Origin of the sequence: Pseudobacteroides cellulosolvens ATCC 35603 = DSM 2933, assembly GCF_001262605.1 — a bacterium.
Taxonomy (GTDB): domain Bacteria; phylum Bacillota; class Clostridia; order Acetivibrionales; family DSM-2933; genus Pseudobacteroides; species Pseudobacteroides cellulosolvens.
This window is the reverse complement of the sequence record NZ_LGTC01000001.1, coordinates 5,287,651-5,311,860: the sequence shown is the minus strand read 5'-3', so window position 1 is coordinate 5,311,860 and position 24,210 is coordinate 5,287,651. Positions and strand designations below refer to the sequence as shown.

Here is a 24,210-nt window from a genome sequence, read left to right as displayed (position 1 = left end):
GAAAGGATTTGTTTGATATGAAAAATATTTTAATTGTTGAAGATGATCAAAGTATAGCAGAACTCCAAAAGGATTATCTTGAAATTAGCGGGTTTTCAGTTGAAGTATGCTCAGATGGAACAAGTGGTCTTAAATATATTGAGGAAAAAGAATGTGATTTAATAATTTTAGATATAATGCTACCAGGTGTGGATGGGTTCGAAATACTTCGTAAAATAAGGGATACAAAGGATATACCCATATTATTAGTTTCTGCTAAAAAGGAAGAGATAGATAAAATCAGAGGGTTAGGCCTTGGTGCAGATGACTATATAACCAAACCCTTTAGTCCTGGAGAACTGGTTGCAAGGGTAAATGCCCATCTAGGTAAATATGAGCGGTTAAAAAACAAATACAGGAATAATAGCCCAAGTAATGTTTTGCAGGTAAGAGGTCTGGAGATTCAAAAAGACTCCCGTATTGTCAGTGTAAATGAAAAAGAGGTCAGCTTGGCTCAGAAGGAATTCGACTTGCTTTTATTTATGGCTATGAACCCTAACAGGGTATTTAGCAAGGAAGAACTGTTTGAGAAAATATGGGGGCTTGATTCGCTCGGAGACACAGCTACTGTTACAGTTCATATAGCGAGGATAAGGGAAAAGATTGAAGCGGATCCATCCAATCCTCAATATGTAGAAACTGTCTGGGGAGCAGGATACAGATTCAGAATCTAGGATTTGAGTGTTATTTAGGGCATTTCAAAAAATACATTATTCAAGTATTTTTTATGGAATATCATCAATTCAGCTTTTTGAAATGTCCCATTGATCAGTTAATTATTTGCTAATACCTTAGTAAAGAGGAAGAGAAATTAATCTTCTTCTTTTTTTGATCTTGAATAATAGTTAATTTTTAAAGTATAAATCTATTAATATTATGAATAGGATTTTTTACCTCCTGTAGGGCTTGGGACTCCTTTAAAAACAGGCGGACCATCCATAGTAAGCTTATATGTACCATTATGCCATTCCAGCCATGGAGTAGCTTCACTCATGAATTTAGAGGTTTGTCCCGAAGGTTTTAATGTAATATTATCCTGATCTATTTCAATAAGTCCGATAACATATGTGTAAATAAAGCTGCCGCCAAACTTTTTCTCAAATTCATACGAACACTCAACAACATGGCTGCCATATTCCATTCGCATTTTAGGTTTAAGTGAAGCTATGGATACGGCACCGTTACTTACTGCAGAATATACACTACAGACTAAAACCACTCGTCCACCCATAAGAGTTGAAATTTTAGGATTAACATGGACTGTTTCTTTACCAGGGCAACTTTGACTGGCTTTAGTAATATCGCCTGTATGAAAAACGTAAGGATCCTTATTAAAGTCACCAGCTTTATCAGGTGCTTGAATAATTTTCATCCGACCATCAGGCAATAAAATGCCAACTCGTAGGTCAAGGTCATCATTATTATCATTTCTATCACCATTATCTATCCATGTTGCACTAACTAATATTTTGTCAGGAGCATTATCATTTTTTATCAATGAAATTTTATGAACATCCTCTTTCTTTTTCAAGCTAATAAGAACTGGTTGAGGAGCTGAAATTTCTGTATGTTTTTCTTCTATTTCATTGGGAGAAGGAATTGTAGAATCCTCCTGAACTTCAACTCCGAAATTTTTACAAAGCCCGTTTAGACCACTAGAGAAACCTTTCCAAACAGATTTAACCTTAGGTTGACCATTTATTATATAAAGTTCTAGAACTACAATTCCGTTTTCGTTACTAAATATACCTGGTGATAAGCTTATTATATTGTTTCCTGCATTTACAACTGCCCTTAAGTTTTTAACCTTCGAAAAACCTCTGTTATTATCTTCGGTAAGGGTAATAGAAATTTTAGAAATACCTGATGGAAATTTGTCTAGGTGAAAAGTAATTTTATGATTTCTTGTGTTTCCCAAGTCTTCGGTTAACAAACTACATACCCCGTCAGGATCCTCAGGTTGATTATAAAACACAATACCTGTATCGCCGTTTACCTTATCTGCATCATTAAGCAAAAACGCAGTTAAATTTATATCAAAATTATTATCAATATCATGAGTCACAGCAACTGTGCCGCTAAAAGAATTTATAACAATATTTCCTCCAGGTTGAAGCAATTGATCCATAAAGATAATCTCCTTATTTTATATTAAAAGTGAATTGTATTGAACCGTTCATTATTTGCTCTGCCAAATGTAAGATTATTAACACTTTTAATAAAGTAAATTTTAAATCTCATAGCAAGTTAATATTATAAAAATATTGATGTACTATTTTAAGAAATATTATACAACGAATACACTAGATTTTCTTGTAAATTAATATAAAATTCCATATGTACCCACCAAAAGGACGAGTAAATATGGAATAATATATATGTACATAAAAACAAAAATAAATGGAGGCAAAGTATGAACAGAAAGAGATTTTTGAAAATACTAGGAAGGAACAAATACTTTATTTGTGTTGGGGAGGTATAAAAATGCGAAAATTCTTTAAAGGGATTGCAATATCAATGTGCCTAGTGGTTTCATTCGTTTGTGTTAACCCTATCGGAGTAAAAGCAGCCGATGAATCAGTGGTTAGGCCGGCTGGTTGGACTGAAGAAACTCACGGGAAGAAAGCTGACCCTAATTATTCAGTAGCTTTCCCTGATGATAAGGTAAATCGTATCGATATTACTATTAGCTCAAGTAATTACAAATCTATGGAGAGTGATTTAAAAAAAGTTAATACATTAGACGGTGAAAATCCCATATATGTACCGGCAACTGTAAAATTCAACGATAATACATGGACGAATGTCGGCGTAAGGTACAAAGGACAAAGCTCATTACTCAGGCCACAGCTTAGCAGAGACCATAAGTATCCGCTTCATCTAAAATTTGATGAGTTTGAGGGTCAATATCCAGATATTAAGGATCAAAGATTTTACGGATTCCAACATCTTGTTTTGAGCAATAATTGGTTCGACTCATCTTTTGTTAGAGATAAAGTTACCAGTGATATATTCAGGTCGGCAGGTATTCCAACAGCTTGTGGTTCATTTTACAGAGTGTTTATCGATACAGGAAGCGGGCCTGTGTACTGGGGATTATATACTGTGTTTGAGGACCCTTCCGATGAAATGCTAAATACCCAGTTTGCAAATGGTGACGGGAATTTGTACAAAGGACAGACAGCAACTGGAGCTGATTTGACGACATTTAACAAGCAGGGCTATGAAAAGAAAACCAATGAGGATGCTGACGATTGGAGTGACCTCCAGGCTCTGGTTACTGCACTTAATGAACCTCGAACTGATGCTGCTACATGGAGAGCAAATCTGGAATCGGTTTTTAATGTGAATTTATTTCTCAAGTGGCTTGCGGTTAATACAGCCATTACCAATTTTGATACTTATGGATGGGTAACCAAGAATCATTACCTATATCAGGATTTATCGGACAATGGGCGTATGGTCTATGTTCCATGGGATTTTAATCTGTCGCTCACAACTGATCCATTAGGTATACTGGAGGTAGACGACATGGGCGGCGGCTTTGGCGGCTTTGGCGGTTTCGGTGGTGGCTTTGGCGGTGTCAACGGCGGGAACAACGGTGGTTTTTGCACTGAAGTAGCCAGCCTTTCACTAGATGAACTTAGTAATAGCTGGCCGTTAATCCGTTACCTAATGGATGATCCAATTTACAAAAACATTTACCATAATGAAATGAAGGCTGCAATGAGCGGTTGTTTTAATGAATCAACAATAATTAATCGAATGACCCAACTGCATGAACTAATCCGCCCATATGTTGTGGGAGCAGAAGGAGAAACGAGCAAATATAGTTTCTTGACTAATGGGACTACTCAGTTCGACCAAGGGCTTGCTGAGATTATTACTCTTGTTAGTGATCGTCATAAAGCTGTAAGCGATTATCTTTCAACAGTAACAATTTCTCCGACGCCTGTTACGACTTCGAAACCAACCGAAAGTCCAACTACAAATACCCCCACAAATACAGCAGCTACAAATACCCCTGCAAATTCAGCAGCTTCAATCGAAGATATTAATAATGACGGTGTAATAAATATGGCTGATGTTATCCTTATGGCAGGTGCATTTAATACTGTTAGAGGAGACTCCATATACAATTCATCATGTGATTTGAACAATGACGGCACCGTAAATATGTCTGATATAGTTATAATAGCAACAAAGTTTAATGTTATTGTAAGACATTAGAAAAATGAGGGACACTTCTTCTAAAATTGCTACTTATAATTTAATAAACAACTAATAACAATCTTAGAAGAAGTGTCTTTTTAAAAACATATATAGCATTTTCTATTTTGATATCTCAACAGTATTTGTCGTTGCGTTCCATTTAACAGTGGCACCAAGTGCTTCGCTAACAAAACGTAGGGGTACAAAAGTACGGCTATCTTTTAGTGTTGACGATGAATCCACTGATACTTTTTTTCCATTAATGCTATATGCATTTTCATTGATTTTAAATAATATAGTATCACCATTTTTCTCAATAACAACTGTTTGGGTGTCACTAATCCACTTAACACTACCACCAAGTGCTTCCGCAACAAAGCGAACTGGGACTTGTGTACGATTATTTTTATCCAAGAATGGTATTACATCAGGGAAAGGGATAGGAGAACCATTAACCGTAACATGAATAGCAGATTGTTGTGTTGTTTGTTCTGCAGTGATACTTGTTGAAACAAGAATGATACCTTCGAATGAGCCAATAACAAATTTCTCCCCATCAAACATAACCTTCTCAAATTGGCACTTATAACCTGAATCGATTTTTTTCCAGCTAACCAGATCTGTTGATTCCATAATAGATCCTGAGTCACCAACAATGACGTAGGTTCCTTTTCCATATGCAATATCTATTGCCCGGCCTAATCCATTGGATTTTAGTTTTGTCCATTTTTCTCCATCCGCAGAGGTATAGATCACTCCATCCGCAACTATGAAGAGTTTATTATTAATAACCTTCATTTGTACATTATGTAAATTCGTACTTGCAAAATCATATCTCTTACAATTCAGGTTTTTATCAACAACTGTTACTTTTCCATTTCTTGCCGCCAAATAAGCATTGTTATTGAATATAATGCTATCAGTATATGTTACATCACCCTCAGCAAAATTAGTATCCAAAAAAACTAATGCTGACTTACTATTTAATGTTAGTTTTTCAAAGTACATATCCTTTGTGTTTGATGCAACACGAAAATCATCCCCACTGCCATTATAATCAACAAAAATGGTACCCGCAGCAGTATACATGAGATGGTTATTGAAATTAATAACCTTTTTAAATCCAAAAGGATAAGGTGCATTTTGAATGGCTGTCCATGATTTGAGATCACTTGATGTAAATCTTCGTCCATCAGCATATTCTATTGTATAAGTTTCACCACTTTCATATAGGCCGATATAGTGAGCCCCTAATATAGATGACTTAAAATCAATAATAACCTCTTTTTGAAGATTTGAATTCAAGGTATATAATTGCTCTCCATTATTTAATATTATTTTATCGTTAATGTACTGTAAAGTCGTTTGATATTTTGTAGAACTAAATATAACGTCAGTTTTCTTAGTTGTCAAATCAACACGCACTAAGCCACTTTCAGGGTCTCCTATAAAAACTTTATTATTGATTACAACGCTATTGCCAAGATAAGCACCAAGGATCATTCCGGTATTTACAACGATTGCTCCATTATGATCAACTAAGTATGAGTTTTCTACCTTATCGCCTCTATAAACTCCTTTGTTTGAGGTTATATATCCTACATTTCCAGCATTATTATAAAGGCTTACAGGGTAAATCTTCATATCATTCACAAATAATTCTTGATATGTATCCTTTAGATTTAAGTTATAATCAAAAACTTGAACTGATGAAGTATTCCCGTTTATGATATAAATGGACTGATCAGTGATGGTAGCACTAGTAAGTGTTACATTTTGATCAGAAAGGGTTATGGGAACGTAATTTTTAAAATCCTTCGTTGTATATAGATTATGATAGGCTACCACTAAATAAGTATCTGTTTTATCCAAATAATAGATATTTCGTGTATCATCAGGTAAAGTGACTGTATATTCTAACTTCCAGGTTTTTTCCATGCCAGTTTTTGAAGTGTAGAGTTTTCCGGAATTTGTAATCAGAATGAATCCATCTACGCCTGATGTAATAAGAGCTATATTTTCGGACATATTGAATGCAGACCAATTTAGACTATCAGAAGATACTGCAATGTTTTTGCCATATCTCTGATTATATCCTATAACAGTATTCTTATAAATTACAAAATTTCGATAATCATCATATTGCCCAAATTGATTGGTTTTTAATGACATTCCTTCATCATCTGAGGTCAGGATCATTCCATTTTCGCAGAAGCAAATCAAATGATTGTTAACATATGCCAGAGCATTAAGAGTCCCATATGTATTTCCAATGTTCTTAAATGTAATGGCCCCATGTGCTGTGCAGCTTAATAATAATGTGAAAATAATTGTCAGTACTAATATTCTTCTTTTTAGTTTCAAAATAGTTCTCCTCCATTTTTTATATTAAGTTATTTTGTCATAGAAAACGAATCCTCACGGATTCGTAAAATTATAATCTATTGAGTTTTGTACATCTCATAATGTACTATTCTATCAAATTTACATAAAGGAGTAAATAGGACCTGATACCTACACAAAAAAGAGATAGGAACTTAATTCCTATCTCTTTTTGTGTCTATAATCGGGGTGAGAGGACTTGAACCCCCGGCATCTTGGTCCCAAACCAAGCGCGCTACCAGCTGCGCTACACCCCGTCGTCAAGCGACAAAAAGAATTTTACTACATCATCGGATGTTTATCAACAGCTAAATATAGTTGTTGTGTTAAGTTAAGGCTACTATTCGCATGAATGCTGATTATTGCGGCTTATTTCTAGAATTTTCGTTACAGATAACTCTCTTAAAATTCTGCATATTATTACCACCCAAATTGTAATATAACCGTAATTGAACCGTGCAAGCATATGAATTATAATATAGAGGGGGATTCCACCCCCCCCTGTACAATTAATTTGTTATACAGTCAAATTTTAAAGAGGTGTTCTATATTAAGAGGATTTTAGGTCAGGTAAGACGAGCAATACAAGATTATAACATGATTAAGGAAGGTGATAGAATAGCGGTAGGAGTATCGGGTGGCAAGGATAGTTTGACCCTGCTTGTTGCATTAAGGCGGCTACAGGAGTTTTATCCGGAAAAATTTCACCTGGAAGCGATCACTATTACCATGGGAATTGGTGAGTTTGATCTTACACCTGTTAGAGAATTGTGCAAAAGTATAGGGGTTAATTATACTATTGAAGAGACTCTAATAGGAAAGATAATATTTGAAGAACGACAAGAAAAAAATCCATGCTCTCTTTGTGCAAATATGAAGCGTGGAGCTCTTCACAATATTACGAAGGCACTTGAATGCAACAAAATTGCATTGGCACACCATAGGGATGATGTTATAGAAACCCTTTTGCTCAGTACTTTTTATGAGGGCCGTTTACACACATTCTCGCCTGTGACCTATCTTGACCGCAAGGATATTCATATGATAAGACCCCTTATTTATACTGAGGAAAAGGAAGTAAAGGCATTTATTAAAGAATATGGTATTAAAACGGTTAAAAGTCCATGTCACATTGATGGCTACACCAAGAGGGAAGACATAAAAAACATGTTAAAGGAAATGACAAAAGAAAAAAGGGATATCAAATCAAATATTTTCGGTGCTATTAAGAGATCGGGAATTGATGGTTGGAAAGAATGAAAAGGAGTGGAATCAAGATGAATTACATAAGAAAGCTAGTGGCTTTATACACAACAATTGCTGTATTATTTCTCATACCTGTAAATTACGCTTCTGCAGATCCGGCTATTATATACCAGAAATCTGTAAAGGAAAATATCACATCAGGTGCTACTTTGGAGAAGATTACAAAGTTTACTACCGATGGTTGGCAGACCATAAATGTATTGAGAATTGATTTGGGTAACCCAAATATAAAAATAGATTCTTTGACAAATACTGATTCGGCAATGAAGCTGGCACAGTTAAAAACCCTTGCGGAAGCAAGAGGAGCAGTGGCAGCCATAAATTCAAGCTTCTTCAATTGGGGAGAGGGAAATGGCCAGGGATATGTTGACGGGACAATTATTGAGTCCGGCAAGGTAATAAGTGCTCAAACCGGATATAACAGCACCGGTAATAATATGGCATCAATATCCATAGATAATGCAAATAAAGTATTTTTCGATTATTGGAAGACTAATATAAAGCTTGTTGCACCAAATGGAAAACAAGTTAATGTTGCACAGTTTAATAAGCCAAGCAGATTGAACTACAAGGATATAATTGTGCTGGACAGGCGATGGGGAAAGATGTCTATAGGTTCATCTGAAAAGTATCCTGAAATGTTCGAAGTTGTGGTTGTTGATGGAAAAATTGCAGATATGAGATTTGCACAGCCTGCTGTTGAAATTCCCCAAAACGGGTATGTTATTGTGACTACAGGCAGCAATGGGCCTGCCATAACCAGCAATTTCAATATGGGTGATGAAGTGAAGCTTTCAATTAACACAACACCTGACTGGAGTTCTATGGCGGTAGCTATGACAGGTAGTGCAATTCTTTTAAAAGACGGAAAGATTCCATCAAAATTTTCTATAAATATGGGAGGTAAACAGCCTAGAACAGCTGTTGGCTGCACTAAAGACGGGAAACAGCTTATAATGGTTGCTTTAGATGGAAGGCAAAATCTTGGAGTTGGAATGGACCAGACTGAATTGGCAAAGCTTATGCTTGAGCTTGGAGCATACAATGCATTGAACTTTGACGGAGGCGGTTCAACAACCATGGTTGCACGTCATCAGGGCGATACAAAGGTTTCCTTAGTAAACAGTCCTTCGGATGGTGCACAAAGATCTATAGCAGCCGGGTTAGGGGTATTTTCTGTTGCTCCGACTGCTGAGCTTGATGGACTTATTATAGACGCTGCGGATAAAAATGTTTTTGTAAATACATCCAGAAGTATTAACGTAATGGGATATGACAGATATTTAAATCCTATTGATATAGATAAAAGCCAGGTTACATTTAGTGTTACAGGAGTAAAGGGAGATTTTATCGGAAGCACATTTTACCCAAAATCATCGGGTAAGGCAGTTATTAAAGCAACTATGGGAAAGATAAGCTCCACCCTTGAAGTTCAGGTTCTTGAAAGTCCTGTTGAGATAAGTTTGAATGTAGATACAGTAAAAGTACCGCTAAACGGTACCAGGACATTCACTGTTACAGGCATGGACAAGGATGGATATACAACGACAATCAATCCGGCTGATGTGAAATGGTCTGTAAATGGAGGTATAGGGAGCTTTAATGAAGGCGTTTTTAATGCCTCCACCCAGGGGGCAGGATATATAGATGCATCGGTTGGAAGTGTGCATGCTTACTGCGGTGTATCTGTAGCTACTAATAACAGCACGGTTATTGATAACTTTGAGCAGTTCAATGGAACATACCTGTCAAGCCCGGCAGGGTTACCAGGTTCTTATGAGCCTTCAGGTGATTTTGCCAAGACAGGCTCTTATTCAGGAAGGCTTACTTATGATTTCTCCAGTACAGAGGGTACCAGAGCGGCATATATGGTTTATCCCGACAAGGGTATGGCTTTAGCTGAGAATGCAGAGAAATTGGGTATATGGGTTTATAATAACCACACAGTATCAAATTGGCTTAGAGCTGAATTATATGACTCAGCTGGAAGTAAGCAGATACTGGAGTTTACAAAGGATATGAACTGGGATGGTTGGAAATACCTTGAAACATCCCTTGCAGGTATAAAGATGCCGGCACGTCTTACAAAGATATATCTTGCACAGGTAAATCCAGTATCAGACACAGGGGTTATATATCTTGATGATCTTACCGCTGTGACATCTTCTTATCCTTTGCTTGACCAAGTTAAAATTCCTGAAAATACCGAGTATAAAGATCCTGCAAATAAGGCGGTTGCATTTAAAAAATCATCAAAATCTTTCCGCTTAAGCGTATTTGGTCAATCAGCAGAACCTAAGACAATACTGCAAAAGCTGATTACTCAGAGATTTACACAGGCAGTAAGCAAGGATATGTCCGATATGGCTGTTATAGTTGGCAGTGGGACACACAAAATGACTGAAAAAATAAAGGCACAGACAATAACCACAAGCAAGAATTACAAGGCAATGGACTACAAGGGTGTCAGGCTTATACAATTGGATACATCAAAAAAAGGCCTTAGACTAAGTGATTCGGGGCAGTGGAAATGGTTTATGGACAAATTAAATTCTTATACAGGTGATAATGTATTTATTTTCATGTCCGATTCCCCAAAGAATTTCTCAGACAAATTGGAAGGTAACTTGTTTAGGGACACACTTTCAGAATATCATAAAACTAAAGGAAAAAATGTTTGGGTAATATATAAAAACGGCTCAAACTCAACTATAACAGAAAATGGAGTAAAGTATTTCTCCACAACAGGTTATGAATTAACGGGATTAAACTCTTCAAATGCGGCATCCAAAGCTAAATACCTGTTAATAACAGTTAATGGCAAAGATGTAAGCTACGAATTTAAACCGTCGGTATAAGATGATAAGAGAATAATTTAAGGCATGAATGATAAATAACTTCCGCTTTCTACGCATGTGTTGACGATTTAAGTCAATACGCGAGCGAAATTGATAGTGGAAGTTATTTTTTTTATCATGACTAAATATCCATCGCTTAAAATAAATATAATATGGGGAAATGAGCCTTGTCCTCTTTTTTAAATGTCTGGAAAATCATGATGTATACAGCAGCATTACTATTAACAGATATTGTTTGCCTTAGTACAGTAGTTATTATATAATGTTGATATAATAATTTTATTGATTGGGATTATTCAATCAGGTTAAGGCAGCTTATGATAAAGAATATAATTTTTGATTTTGATGGAACAATAGTAGACAGCAAAAATCTTACTATGAATTTGTACAATGAAATTGCAGAAAAAAACAAATTTAAACCCATAACCGAGCATGACTTGGAGCATTTAAGCAGGCTTTCATATATCGATAAGGCAAAATATCTGGGCATACCTTTTTACAAAATTCAAGTGCTAATGGCCGGGGTGCTAAAAAGATATAAAAGTCATTTGAATAACCTTGAATTAATTGAAGGGATGGAGGAAGTGCTTTACAAATTGAAGGAAAGAAACATTAAGCTTAGTGTGATTTCTTCCAATTCGGAAAGTACTATTAGAGAATACTTTCACAAGTCAGGTATTAAAATTTTTGATGATATTCACTCAGCTAAAGGTCTTTTTGGCAAGGACGTTTCCATTTCAAGATATATAAGTAAATGCAAAATGGATAAGACTGAAACCTTATATATTGGTGATGAGGTTAGGGACATACAGGCCTGTAAAAAGTGTCTGGTTAAAATAATCGCTGTGACTTGGGGGTTTGATATTGGGGATGTTTTAAAATCCCATAGCCCTGATTTTATGGTAAATACTCCAAAAGAAATATTGGATTTATTATGAGAGTATTAATAATTTTACATTTGGGGAAGAGGTAGGCTATGAAAAAAAATACTAATGGGAAAAAGTCTAAAGGTAAAAAGACTGATTCGAAAAGACCGCCTATGATGGCTGCATTTATAGCAGGTATGATATTTGTAATTATAGTTGCTGTTGTAATAGTTGCCGGTATTTTAAACCTGCACGGCAATGCTGCTGATAAAGAAGTGGTCGATGAAAAAATGACTAAGATGGAAAAATTTATTGATGAAAGAAAGTGGCAAGAAGCTAAAAATATAGGCAATGAAATTCTTTCAATGAAAATTGATAAGGAAACAGAAGTGGATGTATATTGGGAGATGGGTATAAGTGAGTGCTATCAAAGAAATTTCGGTGCAGCTATAGATTATGCAAATAAGATACTTACCATAAACACTCCTAGCGGGCATTTCTTGTTGGGACTTATATATACTGATATGAAGAAATATGAGCAGGCTATAAATGAGTTCAAATATGCAGGTGCAACAGGATCAAGGTATAGGGAAGATGCAGATAAGCGAATCCAGGAGCTTGAAAAGCTTGTAGGAGATAGAAAATAATTAAAATAAGTTACAAATAAGATTTTCCACATAAAAAGTGACTTTGCCGTAAGTTTTCGGCAAAGTCACTTTTGAATGTTTAAGAAATTATAGTGTATTCTTCACCATAATTTCTTAATATTAACTTATTTTTGTGAGGTTGGCGAATGCGGCCATAAGCCTTTTCATTCCAGCACCCTTAAAGTGTATTTCCAATTTGAAATCATCCTTTTCTTTTTCCACACCGGTAATAATACCTACACCGAACTTTTTATGTTCAACTTTGTCCCCAACACTGAATGCTGAATTGGAGCCGGTGGGCTTAGAAGGGCTTGCAGTGTTAGGATTATAGGTTCTGTTAAAGCTTGAGGTGGTGGAGTCCTTTTGAACACTGTTAATTTGCCTTAAAATACCTGAATCTTTTTGTATGCTATTGATCTGTCTTGGAAAACCTGAATTTACGCTATTGCCTGTGATACTGGTTTTCAAAGTGGAAGCTTGTCTGCTTGCAGGTCTCCCATAGCCTTCTATAAGCTCCGCCGGAATTTCGTTTAAAAACCTGGAGGCCTTATTGTAAGTTGTATTTCCAAATAATGTACGGCTTAAAGTGCTTGTCATGTAAAGCCACTTTTTAGATCTGGTTATTCCAACATAGCAAAGTCTTCGTTCTTCTTCCAGCTCACTTTCATCCGTTATGGCACGATAACCGGGGAATATGCCCTCTTCCATGCCTACCAGAAAAACCGCTGGGAATTCAAGACCCTTTGCACTGTGAAGTGTCATAAGCACAACATTATTTTGCTCCTCTTCAAGCTTATCAATATCTGCAACAAGAGAAATTCCGGAGAGATAGGCTCCAAGGCTCTTGTCCTCTTCCCTTTCTTCAAATTCTATAGCACCCGATATAAGTTCCTGTATATTTTCAATCCTGGTTTGTGCTTCAACTGTATTTTCAGCTTTTAGCTCATCCATTATACCCGACTGTTTTATCACTTCTTCAATTAGCTTAGAAACGGTTATTTCATCCTTCAATATCCTAAAACGGCTAATAAGGCTTACAAAGCCTTCCAGTTTTGAAGCGGCTCTCTGAAGCTCGGGAACGCTTGAAGCAGAATCAATTACGCTGAAAATACTGCAGCTTCTCTGGTTTGCTGCTTCTTCCGCAGTATCTACAGTGGTGTTTCCTATACCTCTTTTAGGAACATTTATAATTCTTTTAAGGCTTATGTTATCCGAAGGATTTTGAATAACCCTCAAATATGCAAGTATGTCCTTAATTTCTTTCCTGTCATAGAATCTCAAGCCCCCAAAAATCTTATAAGGTATGGATTCACGCATAAGCATTTCTTCTATGATACGGGATTGGGCATTTACCCTGTATAGGATTGCAAAGTCTTTGTAGTTGGTGTTTTCAATTGTAGACAGCCTTTTAATCTCAGAAGCTACAAAGGAAGCTTCCTGATACTCGTTGGAGCCTTGATAATATTGAATTTTAGGCCCTTCTAAGGTTTCGGTCCAAAGGCTTTTGTTTTTTCTGCCGGTGTTGTTTTTGATAACATTGTTTGCTGCATCCAGTATCAACTGGGTTGATCTGTAGTTTTGCTCCAGTTTAATGGTCTTACAATCTTTAAACTCCTTTTCAAAGTCCAGTATATTTCTGATGTTAGCACCTCTCCAACCATAAATTGACTGGTCATCATCACCCACTACGCACAGATTCCTGTTGCCTTGTGCCAAAAGGCTTATCAGGGTGTATTGTGCCGTATTTGTATCCTGATACTCGTCCACTAAAATATATCTGAACTTCTTTTGGTAATAATCCAGAACATCTTCATGCTCTACAAAAAGCTTAATTGTCATTATTATTATGTCATCAAAGTCAAGAGCATTGTTTTGAAACAGCTTTTTCTGGTAAAGTTCATAAATTGATGCTATTTTACTCATCCTAAAATCTGCCTGATACATCTTGCTGTAAGTTCTGCTGTCAATAAGCTCATCCTTTGCTCGTCCTATAGCATCAAGCATGCCTTTTGGTGGGAAGTTCTTTTCATTAAGGTTAAGCTCCTTTAAGCAGTCCTTTATAACTGTTAACTGATCGGCAGTATCATAAATAACAAAGCTATTGTCAAAGCCTAGTTTATTGATATTTCTTCTTAGAATTTTAACACATGTTGAGTGAAAGGTTCCTATCCACATGCCTTCACCCATGGAGCCCATGAGCCTCTCAATTCTTTCCCGCATTTCTTTTGCAGCCTTATTGGTAAATGTAATAGCTAAAATGCTTGCGGGATGTACTGTGCGTCCTCTTAGCACTCTGACGGCATCTTCGGAAAGCTCTGCTTTTTTATTGGGGGCAAGGCTATTTACAATGTTCCTAAGCATCTCCAGATCATCATCTACGGCATATGCCGGAATGTGGTCACTCTTAAATGAATCTCCAAACCTTATCATGTGTGCAATTCTATTGACAAGGACAGTTGTTTTTCCTGAACCGGCACCAGCTAAAATGAGAACCGGGCCGTTTATTGTATAAACGGCTTCTCTTTGCTTATCATTCAAATTAATGTACTGGGACTCAATAAGTTTATTTCTTATAGTTAGGAATTCCTTTATGTTGTTCTCACCGGATATCATTATTTAATCACCTTCGCAATATATGGATTTACAAAAATTATTTATTAAAAGTATTAATAATCTTACATTTGTCACTTTTAATATGGATAACCCATTTAGTATAACATAGTTTTTATTCTACTTAAAGCAAAAGGGGCTGTTGCACTAAGAAATTAGTGTAGGAGCCCTTTTTACTTGCAAAAAACAATTGCCAGACTATTCAAAGTCCGGCAAAAGGTGTAAAATATTTTTATGCTAGTAAAAAATTTAACACATAAAGATTATACTACGCACGGTGGTTTCTATCAATTAAAATTGCCGTTAAATGTTGAATGTATGATTCCGAATGATGATTCTGTAAGGTTGCTGGGTCAAATTGTAGAGGAGATGAATTTATCAGAATTATATAAGACTTATTCCCGTTTAAGGAAAAAACAAGCAACCCCAACACAGATGCTGAAGATCATGCTATATGCTTATATGAATAGTAATTATTCTACAAGGAAAATCGAAAGAGCCTGCAAGCGGGACATTAATTATATGTACCTTCTTGAAGGCTCGCCTGCTCCGGATTATACAACAATTGCAAGATTCAGAAGTATTCATTTTGCACCTGTTTCAGAAAATCTTTTGGCACAGTTTACGCAGATGCTTGCTGAAAACAAAGAAATTTCAATGAAAAATCTATTTATTGATGGGACAAAGCTTGAAGCTGCATCAAATAAATATACTTTTGTCTGGAAAGGTTCTGTCACTAAGAATCAGAAAAAACTGATGGATAAGCTCCCAACTTTTTTAAAACAAACAGAAGAGAATTTTGGATTTAAGATTTTATATGGTGAAGAAATCAAGATGCACCATTTGAAAAAGCTCAGACGAAAACTTTGCAAAATAAAAAACGATGAAGATATTCAATTTGTCTCTGGTATAGGAAAAAGAAAATCTCCTCTCCAAAAAACATTTGAACAGCTGGATGAATACATATCAAGGCTCAAGAAATATAATAAGCATCTGCATCTTATGGGGGATAGAAATAGCTATTCAAAGACAGACCCTGATGCAACCTTCATGAGGATGAAAGAAGATGCTATGAAGAATGGGCAACTAAAACCCGGCTACAACATTCAGTTTGGGGTAGATGCTGAATATATAGTATGGATTAGTGCTGGACCACAGCCTACAGATACAACCACGCTAATACCATTTTTAGACAGCATAAAGAGTCGTTTGAAGTATACTTACAGAAATATAGTTGCAGACTCAGGCTATGAAAGTGAGGAAAACTACGTCTATCTCGATGAGAACGGTCAGCTTGCTTTTATCAAACCTTCCAATTATGAAATTAGTAAGACACGGAAATATAAAACTGATATCAGTAGGAAGGAAAATATGAGCTATGACAAAGAAAACGACTTTTATATATGTAGCAGCGGTAAAAAGCTTGTAGCCACAGGGATTAAATTCAGCAAAAGCAAGACTGGCTATAGAAGTGAGAAAACCTGTTATACATGTGAAGATTGCACTCAATGCCCTATTAAATCAAAATGCATTAAGGGAAACAGCAAAAAGCCATTGGAAGAACGAACCAAGCATCTTGAAGTTTCAAAACTATTTCAGCAAAAACGTGAGGCAGCGATAACCAGAATCCTTAGTGATGAGGGAAAAGAGCTCAGAATGAACCGAAGTATTCAGTCTGAAGGTGCTTTTGGAGAAATAAAACAAGATATGGGATTCAGACGTTTTTTGTGTAAAGGGAAAAAGAATATCTTGGCAGAATGTATTCTTCTTGGCTTAGCTCATAATGTAAACAAACTGCACAACAAAATTCAGTCAGAACGATGTTCTACATATTTACATCCATTAAAAACAGCTTAGATAAAAATGTTTATAATAAAGAGCATAAATCAGTAAGCTTTATTTGCTATACTCTTTTTTCAAAAGAAAGAAAAAGAATATAATATTTTGGTTAAAATATTTCACTATCATTATAGAAATGGGGCGTTGTACTACGATTATAAATCGTAATTGCAACAGCCCCTTTGCTTTAAAATAATTTATTGTTAAAATATTAATAGCATTTAATTTAGAACTCAGGCTCAATTAAGCCGTAATTTCCATCTTTTCTTCTATAAACAACATTAACCTGATTTGTATCGGCATTTGAAAACATAAAGAACTCATGGCCTAAAAGATTCATTTGCAGTATTGCCTCTTCAATAGCCATAGGCTTTATTGCAAATTTCTTGGAGCGCAATACTTTATAGTCACTTTCTTCCTCAACTTCAGCAAAAGATGGAACATTTTCTGCTTTCAAAGCTTCAGCCTTCAGTTTCTTTTCAAGCCTAGTTTTATTTTTTACTATTTGCCTTTCAATTACATCTACAACTTTATCTATAGAAGTATACATATCACCTGTTGATTCTTCAGCCCTTAAAATAAGGCCATTGGAGGATATGGTAACTTCAAGAATATGTCTCATTTTTTCCACGCTCATTGTAGCGTGCACCTCTGTATTAGGATGAAAAAACTTTTCAAGTCTTCCGATTTTTTTGATTACCATTTCTTTTAAAGCAGCAGTTACTTCGATATTTTTACCACTTATAATGAATTTCATAAACACGCAGCCCCTTTCATATTGGGATTTGTGGTATATCTACATTAAATCTTTTATATAATATTATATAGATTACCAACTTTGACTGATTTTAAACAGAAATATGTCCGGTTTTTTGATAGCCTGATGGCTGAATAAGATTAAATGAATTTTGCAACTCCCCCTTTGATGTAGATACTTATTGGTTAAAATTAAATCCTATATATTTAATATTCTACACTTACTCAATAAATCCTTCTACTAAAGCTTTGAACCTAAAAATTAATTACAAAATACAAAAATTAATTGTAAAAGTTAATTGTAAAAAACTACATGTTAATAAAAGTTATCCACATTTTCACCATGGTAATAAAACCCAACCTCCAAATCACTCTTGACTTTTTTACAATAGGCCTATAGTGCATGTCCCAGAGGGGTTACGGGTTTGCCAATAAATGGTGAAGGTGATGCCATTCAACCCACAAAATGTTTGTTTTGCATGTGAAAAAACTGTGGATAATGTGTATAAATCTGTGAATAACTTAAATAGGCTTGTTTTACCTGTGGATAAGTAGGGGTGAAAATCCATTAAAAAATCATATATAAAAAAAATATATCATGAATAGATATAAAGAAATTGATTAAATTGGGAGGTCTTAAAATGAGCTTAAACAGCCAATATTCATTCTATCCTTTGCAACCTGATAATCCTAGCGATTCCGAAAGATATTTTCTAACGTATCATGCACTCAAGGAAAAAGGACGGCCTGAGGATTTCAGTTATATAATGAAGCTTATGCAACCTCCTCCATCCATAACTAATTATGCAAGACCAGGGCAATTCAAGGGTGTAAGGGTGGGGATAATCGGTGGGGGGTTGGCTGGACTTGCATCTGCATTTGAACTTTTAAAGCTGGGATTTGATATAACACTATATGAGGCACTGGATAATAGAATAGGTGGAAGGGTATATACATATTACTTTGACAAGAACAAAAATCTATACGGAGAATTCGGACCCATGAGAATTCCTGTTTCTCATGAGACTGTTTGGCATTATATAAATTTATTTGGACTTCCAACAAGGACATTTTTACAGGTGGATAACAATGCATATGTCTATCTAAGAGATACCAGGGTGAGGAATGACCCTGGAGGAGTTGGAGTAATGAAGCATATATACCCGAAATATGAGTTATATCCATGGGAACGGACAACAAGCTGGCAGAAGCTTTATTATACAGGAACTGAAAGTCCGCTTTTAATGGCATCACCTGAAGTAAGATCGGAAATTCTTCAAGTCAAAGCTGCTTATAGTGAAAAAACACTATTATTTAGTGATGTGGATAACCTAAAAATGATGGCATCAATGGGGCTAAGTCAAGGTGCTATAAGCATTGTAACAAATTTCTCAACTCTTCTTAGTGGAAACATATACAACAGTTATATTGATTTTATTCAAGAAGGCTATCCTGCAGACCTTTCATATCTATATGAGATACCAGGAGGAGCAGCAAGGCTTGTGGATGCATTCTGCAAATCTCTCACAAATGCAGATGCTTTTGGAGATCATAGTGGAGTTGATACAAATTATCTTGGTAAGTTTACATTAAAGCCGGGATGTTGGGTAGACGGTATACATTATGACAAGTCTTTCAATAAAATAAGGCTTAGCTATGAGATATCAAAGTCAGGGGTAAAGGTAAATGAAGCATTTGATTATATTGTATGTGCAATTCCGTTCTCATCATTGAGAAATGTACATATAAATCCTTTGTTCAGCAACATTAAAATGAGGGCTATCAAGGAAGTTAATTACGTTTCTGCACAAAAGACTCTGTTATTATGCAAAGAACGCTTTTGGGAAAGGGAGGGAATAGTGGGAGGTGCGTCCTATACCGACTTACCGGCAAGTACCATATGGTACCCATCAGATCATCTGAAGTATATTAACATGCCTGGAGGTATAAGAAATCTACCTTATAATCAGCCTGGGGTTATGACGGGCTCCTATAGTATTGGTATGGATGCTATTCGTTTATCAGCCTTGCCGGAGGATAAACGTATGGATCATTTGAAAAGGCAACTTGAACTAGTTCATGGGTTGCCAAACGGCTATCTGAACAGTATTGTAGAGGAATGTAAGACTGTTAACTGGGATGTGCAACCGACATTTAGAGGATCATTGTGCTTTTTTGCACCTGGGCAAAAGGAATTATTCTCTTGCGGTATGGTTATTCCGGAGTATAATGAAAGGGTGTTTTTTGCAGGAGAGCATATATCAGCTGTCCATAGATGGATGCAGGGTGCCTTGCATAGTGGTATGGCCGCTGCCAACTGTCTTGCAAATGCATGTAAAAGGCACACAAAAATTTGAAGAACTGTAAATATGAAAAGTATTGATGGAATATCATTAATACTTTTCATATATATTGCAGTTTAACGGTTTCTTGTTCTATAATGGTTATGTTAATATATTATAAGATTAGTAATGGCTAAGAAATAACATCCAATTCTCATTATTCATAACCCCGTTAAATCGTTGGGATTTTGTCCTTGAGAATATGAAGTTATTTATAAGGCATTACTTGGTACAAGGATGACCATTATGCTTTTAATTACTTTTTACATAATACCGGTACTACTGGCAGCTGTAATATTTATGGATATTTGCAATAAAATCAATATAACCCACAAGGGCTTTATGGCTTTTATTCTATTGTTTTTGCCGCACATTTCAATAATTATACACCTTATTGATAATAGACTGCTCAATAAAATAGACTTTGGATTTATTGAAAATACCTTGCCTATTGGTGTTGTTATTTTATTTACATATATCTTTTTAAAGGCAAACTTCTTTCCTCATATGAAAAAGGAAATAGATGAATTTAGAGTTAGGATCTTAATTGGCGGAAGACGGCTTGTTTTATATAGCTTGTACACAGGATTTGTCCAAATTATATTTTACTTGTTTGCATCAGGTTTTATAAAGAAAGCAGAAATACCAAAGAGTATAATGATAATGGATATTATAGTCACCATTTTGATATTGATTATTTTTTACATAAACGGAATGATACGAATTTTACTAGTCTCAAAGAGAATTAACATAATAAAGAAAACCATTGCCGTTTCCACTATGTTCATCCCTGTAGTAAATATCCCTGTGATGTTATATGCATGTGGTGCTGCAAAGGAAGAGATTGAACATGAATGCTATAGGGTTGTCAAGCACAATATGCGGATAGAATCTCAAGTCTGTAATACAAAATACCCTCTCGTAATGATCCATGGTATAGGGTTCAAGGATTACAAATACATAAATTACTGGGGCAGGATTCCAAAGGAGCTCATTAGAAATGGTGCCAAGGTTTATTATGGAAACCAGGAAGCCTTTGGCACAGTAGAGTATAATTCACAGGATATTAAAAACAAAATATTTGATATAATGGATGAAACAGGATGTGAGAAGGTCAATATTATTGCACATTCTAAGGGAGGCCTGGATGCTCGTTATATGATCAGTAAACTGGGAATGGAAGACCATGTTGCTTCTTTGACTTTAGTTGCTGTTCCAAATCAGGGGTCAAAGATAATTGATTTTATTTACTGGCTCCCAAAGTGGTTTCACCAAAATGCCGGGAAAATTATAGACAAGTATTTCAGAATGATAGGGGATAAAAACCCCGACTTTTTTACATCCACCAGACAGATTTCCACTCACTACTGCAGGAAATTTAATGAAGAAATAAAGGACTCCCACAAGGTATACTATCAGAGCTATGCTGTAGTTATGAATAACTTATTCAGCGATTATGTTCTCACTATCCCATATCTAATATTGAAAGTATTAGGAGGGGATAACGATGGATTAGTAGAGGTGGAGTCCGCCAAATGGGGAGAATTCCAAGGAATTATTAAAAACAATTATAACAGGGGTATTTCCCATGGTGATATCATTGATCTGCGAAAAGATTGCTACAAGGGCTTTGATGTAAGGGAAAAGTACATTGAGATTGTGGCAGATTTAAAAAGCAGAGGATACTAAGGAATGACTAAGACATTATTAGTATAGTATCAAGTTATCTTCTGCTCTTATCTTCATTATGAATTTAGGCTTTTCCAGAATAGGACACGAGTCTTTGGTGTAAGGGATTTTTTTTGTAATGCCGTTCTCAGTCCACTCGGTCAGCTCAAAATCAGTAATTAAATAATTGTTGCTATAGTCATTGTCCTTTATATATTTGCTTAAACCATAGTTATAAACTGTATTTGTGGCTGATAGCTTTACCCTGTAATTAATTTTTATTATGTCTCCAGCTGTAAAACCTCTATTAACTTGTATCCTAAGTTTATGTACTTCCCCATTATCCGATGATACTTCTGAGGTAGTAATATCATTGGGGTTTACTGGATTCGGATTGTCATTTACGTACACTTTAAAATGTTGTTTATCTATTGAGCTTTTGCCTAATGTTTTAAGCTTAAAGCCGCTATTTAGTCCGGTAGTGGCATTTTTTAAGTTCATATCCAAACTAATAATGGGGGACCTTAAGTTTCTACTTATTTTAAATGCTAATGAAGCTGGGATATTATCACCCACAGCAAATTTGTCAGTGGAGGTCATTGCATCATTGTGCCATAAAGCATTTGCTATAACGGGTGTATTCGTAGCAGTTGGTGATGCTGCTGGTGTGGAAGTTCCAGTAGGTGTGGGCGTGGAAGTAGAGGAGGATGCGGTATATGGGTCAACTCCCCAAGTTTTCGTATTGTCTATGGAGCAAGTTATTTTATCCCAGTCCACATAAGAATCTGAATTGTTATAAGAGTAATCGTTTGATGTGTTATAACGGCCTAAAGTAAGCTTAAAAAAATTACATTGCAGCTCACGCTGTTCTCCTCGTACTAGTTCACCAGCAAGAGCAGTGAATCTTATCTGGGCTATATAGTCAACATTGTTTAACTTGGTTGGTGACTTGATCAAGTTCATGTCGATGCCTAGAGGATTTCCGGATGGATACCAGTAGCAGAGGTTCAATTGATACATCTCGCCATCTACTGTATAGTAATACTCTAATTTTACATCTCTTAAATCAATAGATTTTGCTCCATTGTTTATCATTTTTATATTAAATGAGATAAGTCTATCACCATTATCTAAGTTATACATTTGAAGCTTTATTGAGTGATCAGGAAGAACTGTAGTAAGTACAGGTTCATTTCCCCAAACAAGACTGTTGCTAATATAAGCAGTGGACTTATTCCAATCGGTGTAATTTGATACAGGATTATAGGAATAGTCATCTGTTTGTAAATAATTTTCATTAATATTTTTATTTATGGTGATAGACAATTCCCTGTTCTGTCCTGAAGCAAGTGAGTCAGATTTGTTAAATCCTATTTCCAGATAGCAATCTGCTGTTGAACTAACAGTAGTCAAAGGGATAAATGTCCCGGTTACGGATGAAGTAGAACCTCCGCTGTAGTTAGTGCATTTAAAGCTTTGCTTGATATACCCATTAACTGAATAATAATACCTCAGTTTCATATTAAGCAAGTTTATTGCTGAGACTCCGTTATTTACCAACTTGAACTTGATTTTAATCGAATCTGTGGAGGCATTAGTTTCAACATTATACATTTGTACTTTTAAAGAGGGACCGGCAGGATATACTTTTATGTATAAACTACTTGAAAGAATAATAATGAGTGCCAGTGCATAGATAGTCTTGGCGAATTTTCTATTAATTCTTATAGACATAATTTAATTATAACCTCCGCTCTTTGGTATCCTTATGGATTGCTATTGGCCGTTTTAAAAGCAGAATTTAATGATATTGTGCATAAAATATTTGAATAATGTATTTTTTGAAATGCCCTAATACAAGCTAACATTTAGGAATGGTTTTATAAGAATACTGCTTAATAATTGTATGAAATACCAGGCAAACAATAAAGATTTGTAATACTATGAGGAACTGAGTTAAGCCTCATTTATATTATACCATAAAAGAAGAGAATAAAAAATATTAAATTTGATGGATTAGGGGGCTTTTAACCCCCTGCTTATAAAACGAGTTAAGAGTTCTATTTCTTCTTCCTTACCGCTTATATTATATTCTTTTAGAAGAAGGAAACGCATAGTGAAATAGCCGAATACCGATGTCAGTATCATTCTTATAATAACAGGATTGGGTAAATCAATAATCTCTCCGCTTGCTTTAAATTTATCAAGAGTAGTGTATATAAAGTCAAGAACATAATTGCTCATATATGGTATGAACTCTTTTATAAGTACATCTTTATATAAAAACTCTTTTACAACGATGCAAAAGATATCCTGGTTTTTATTTATAAATTCATATCTGTTTTGAATAACTATTCGTACAAATTCCTCAAGGCTTTTTGCATCTTTATCTATCCCTTCGATAAATTCCCTGGCAATCACAGGAATTAAATCCTTTAAAAAAGGTGTAATAACCCACATCAAAAGATTTTCCTTGGTTCCATAATGCCTGAATATGGTTCCTTCTGCTACCCCAGCAGCCTTTGCTATCTCACTGGTAGAGGTGTTGGCATAGCCTTTTTCTGCAAACATTTTTATAGCTATCTCAACAATCTTTTGCTGCTTTGTAGTTTCTTTATTTGATAATTTTGATTTTTCATATATTTTATCCAATATGTTATCAGAAGACATTAGAATCAATTCCTTAGTAACTTAATTTATAAAAAACACGAGTGCCCCATTGACC

General features: G+C 35.4%; 15 protein-coding genes and 1 tRNA gene. 9 read left to right on the top strand and 7 right to left on the bottom strand.

From position 1 onward, the window contains the following. The first annotated feature begins 17 nt into the window (after nucleotides 1–17). Entirely contained in the window at nucleotides 18–713 is a 696-nt protein-coding gene (locus tag Bccel_RS21905) for a response regulator transcription factor (protein WP_036935837.1), read from the top strand. Between the two features lie 200 nt (nucleotides 714–913). On the opposite strand, the gene Bccel_RS21900 is transcribed toward Bccel_RS21905, so the two are convergent. Next, nucleotides 914–2,167, bottom strand: coding sequence for a TerD family protein (locus tag Bccel_RS21900; protein ID WP_036935839.1), 1,254 nt, complete (start codon nucleotides 2,165–2,167; stop codon nucleotides 914–916). 356 nt (nucleotides 2,168–2,523) lie between these two features. On the opposite strand from Bccel_RS21900, the gene Bccel_RS21895 reads away from it, so the two are divergent. Continuing rightward, a complete protein-coding gene (locus Bccel_RS21895; RefSeq protein WP_050753725.1) occupies nucleotides 2,524–4,269 on the top strand; it encodes a CotH kinase family protein in 1,746 nt (581 codons plus the stop codon). Between the two features lie 102 nt (nucleotides 4,270–4,371). Here Bccel_RS21895 and Bccel_RS32865 read toward each other — a convergent pair whose 3' ends face one another. Continuing rightward, nucleotides 4,372–6,615, bottom strand: a complete 2,244-nt coding sequence (locus Bccel_RS32865; RefSeq protein ID WP_050753724.1) for a copper amine oxidase N-terminal domain-containing protein — start codon at nucleotides 6,613–6,615, stop codon at nucleotides 4,372–4,374. Nucleotides 6,616–6,817: 202 nt separating this feature from the next. Further along, a tRNA-Pro gene (locus Bccel_RS21885) sits at nucleotides 6,818–6,890 on the bottom strand. Nucleotides 6,891–7,173: 283 nt separating this feature from the next. Here Bccel_RS21885 and Bccel_RS21880 point away from each other — a divergent pair. From Bccel_RS21880 to Bccel_RS21865, 4 genes are all read left to right on the top strand, one after another. Further along, nucleotides 7,174–7,893 (top strand): tRNA 2-thiocytidine biosynthesis TtcA family protein, encoded by a 720-nt coding sequence (locus Bccel_RS21880; RefSeq protein WP_036935842.1) that lies wholly within the window; start codon nucleotides 7,174–7,176, stop codon nucleotides 7,891–7,893. Nucleotides 7,894–7,910: 17 nt separating this feature from the next. Continuing rightward, entirely contained in the window at nucleotides 7,911–10,757 is a 2,847-nt protein-coding gene (locus Bccel_RS21875; RefSeq protein WP_036935844.1) for a phosphodiester glycosidase family protein, read from the top strand. A 317-nt stretch (nucleotides 10,758–11,074) separates the two neighbouring features. Then, nucleotides 11,075–11,695 (top strand): HAD-IA family hydrolase, encoded by a 621-nt coding sequence (locus Bccel_RS21870; RefSeq protein ID WP_036935846.1) that lies wholly within the window; start codon nucleotides 11,075–11,077, stop codon nucleotides 11,693–11,695. A gap of 38 nt (nucleotides 11,696–11,733) precedes the next feature. Next, a complete protein-coding gene (locus tag Bccel_RS21865; RefSeq protein WP_036935848.1) occupies nucleotides 11,734–12,270 on the top strand; it encodes a tetratricopeptide repeat protein in 537 nt (178 codons plus the stop codon). A 120-nt stretch (nucleotides 12,271–12,390) separates the two neighbouring features. Here the strand turns inward: Bccel_RS21865 and Bccel_RS21860 are convergent, their stop codons facing one another. Next, on the bottom strand, nucleotides 12,391–14,883 hold the full coding sequence (locus Bccel_RS21860) for a UvrD-helicase domain-containing protein (RefSeq protein ID WP_081926714.1): 2,493 nt from the start codon (nucleotides 14,881–14,883) through the stop codon (nucleotides 12,391–12,393). Nucleotides 14,884–15,114: 231 nt separating this feature from the next. Between Bccel_RS21860 and Bccel_RS21855 the strand changes: the two genes are divergently transcribed. Continuing rightward, nucleotides 15,115–16,737, top strand: coding sequence for an IS1182 family transposase (locus Bccel_RS21855; RefSeq protein WP_050753179.1), 1,623 nt, complete (start codon nucleotides 15,115–15,117; stop codon nucleotides 16,735–16,737). A 208-nt stretch (nucleotides 16,738–16,945) separates the two neighbouring features. On the opposite strand, the gene hpf is transcribed toward Bccel_RS21855, so the two are convergent. After that, nucleotides 16,946–17,476 (bottom strand): ribosome hibernation-promoting factor, HPF/YfiA family, encoded by a 531-nt coding sequence (gene hpf / locus Bccel_RS21850; RefSeq protein ID WP_036944367.1) that lies wholly within the window; start codon nucleotides 17,474–17,476, stop codon nucleotides 16,946–16,948. 640 nt (nucleotides 17,477–18,116) lie between these two features. On the opposite strand from hpf, the gene Bccel_RS21845 reads away from it, so the two are divergent. Together Bccel_RS21845 and Bccel_RS21840 are read left to right on the top strand one after the other, a co-directional pair. Continuing rightward, on the top strand, nucleotides 18,117–19,832 hold the full coding sequence (locus Bccel_RS21845; RefSeq protein ID WP_036944368.1) for a flavin monoamine oxidase family protein: 1,716 nt from the start codon (nucleotides 18,117–18,119) through the stop codon (nucleotides 19,830–19,832). A 231-nt stretch (nucleotides 19,833–20,063) separates the two neighbouring features. Then, complete coding sequence (locus tag Bccel_RS21840) at nucleotides 20,064–21,506, top strand: esterase/lipase family protein (protein ID WP_036944369.1); 1,443 nt, start codon at nucleotides 20,064–20,066, stop codon at nucleotides 21,504–21,506. Nucleotides 21,507–21,524: 18 nt separating this feature from the next. On the opposite strand, the gene Bccel_RS21835 is transcribed toward Bccel_RS21840, so the two are convergent. Both Bccel_RS21835 and Bccel_RS21830 read right to left on the bottom strand, forming a co-directional pair. Continuing rightward, entirely contained in the window at nucleotides 21,525–23,219 is a 1,695-nt protein-coding gene (locus Bccel_RS21835) for a cellulose binding domain-containing protein (protein ID WP_036944371.1), read from the bottom strand. A 282-nt stretch (nucleotides 23,220–23,501) separates the two neighbouring features. Beyond that, nucleotides 23,502–24,155 carry a TetR/AcrR family transcriptional regulator gene (locus tag Bccel_RS21830; RefSeq protein WP_036944373.1) on the bottom strand — a complete coding sequence of 218 codons (654 nt, stop codon included), beginning with the start codon at nucleotides 24,153–24,155 and terminating at the stop codon, nucleotides 23,502–23,504. Nucleotides 24,156–24,210: the final 55 nt, after the last annotated feature.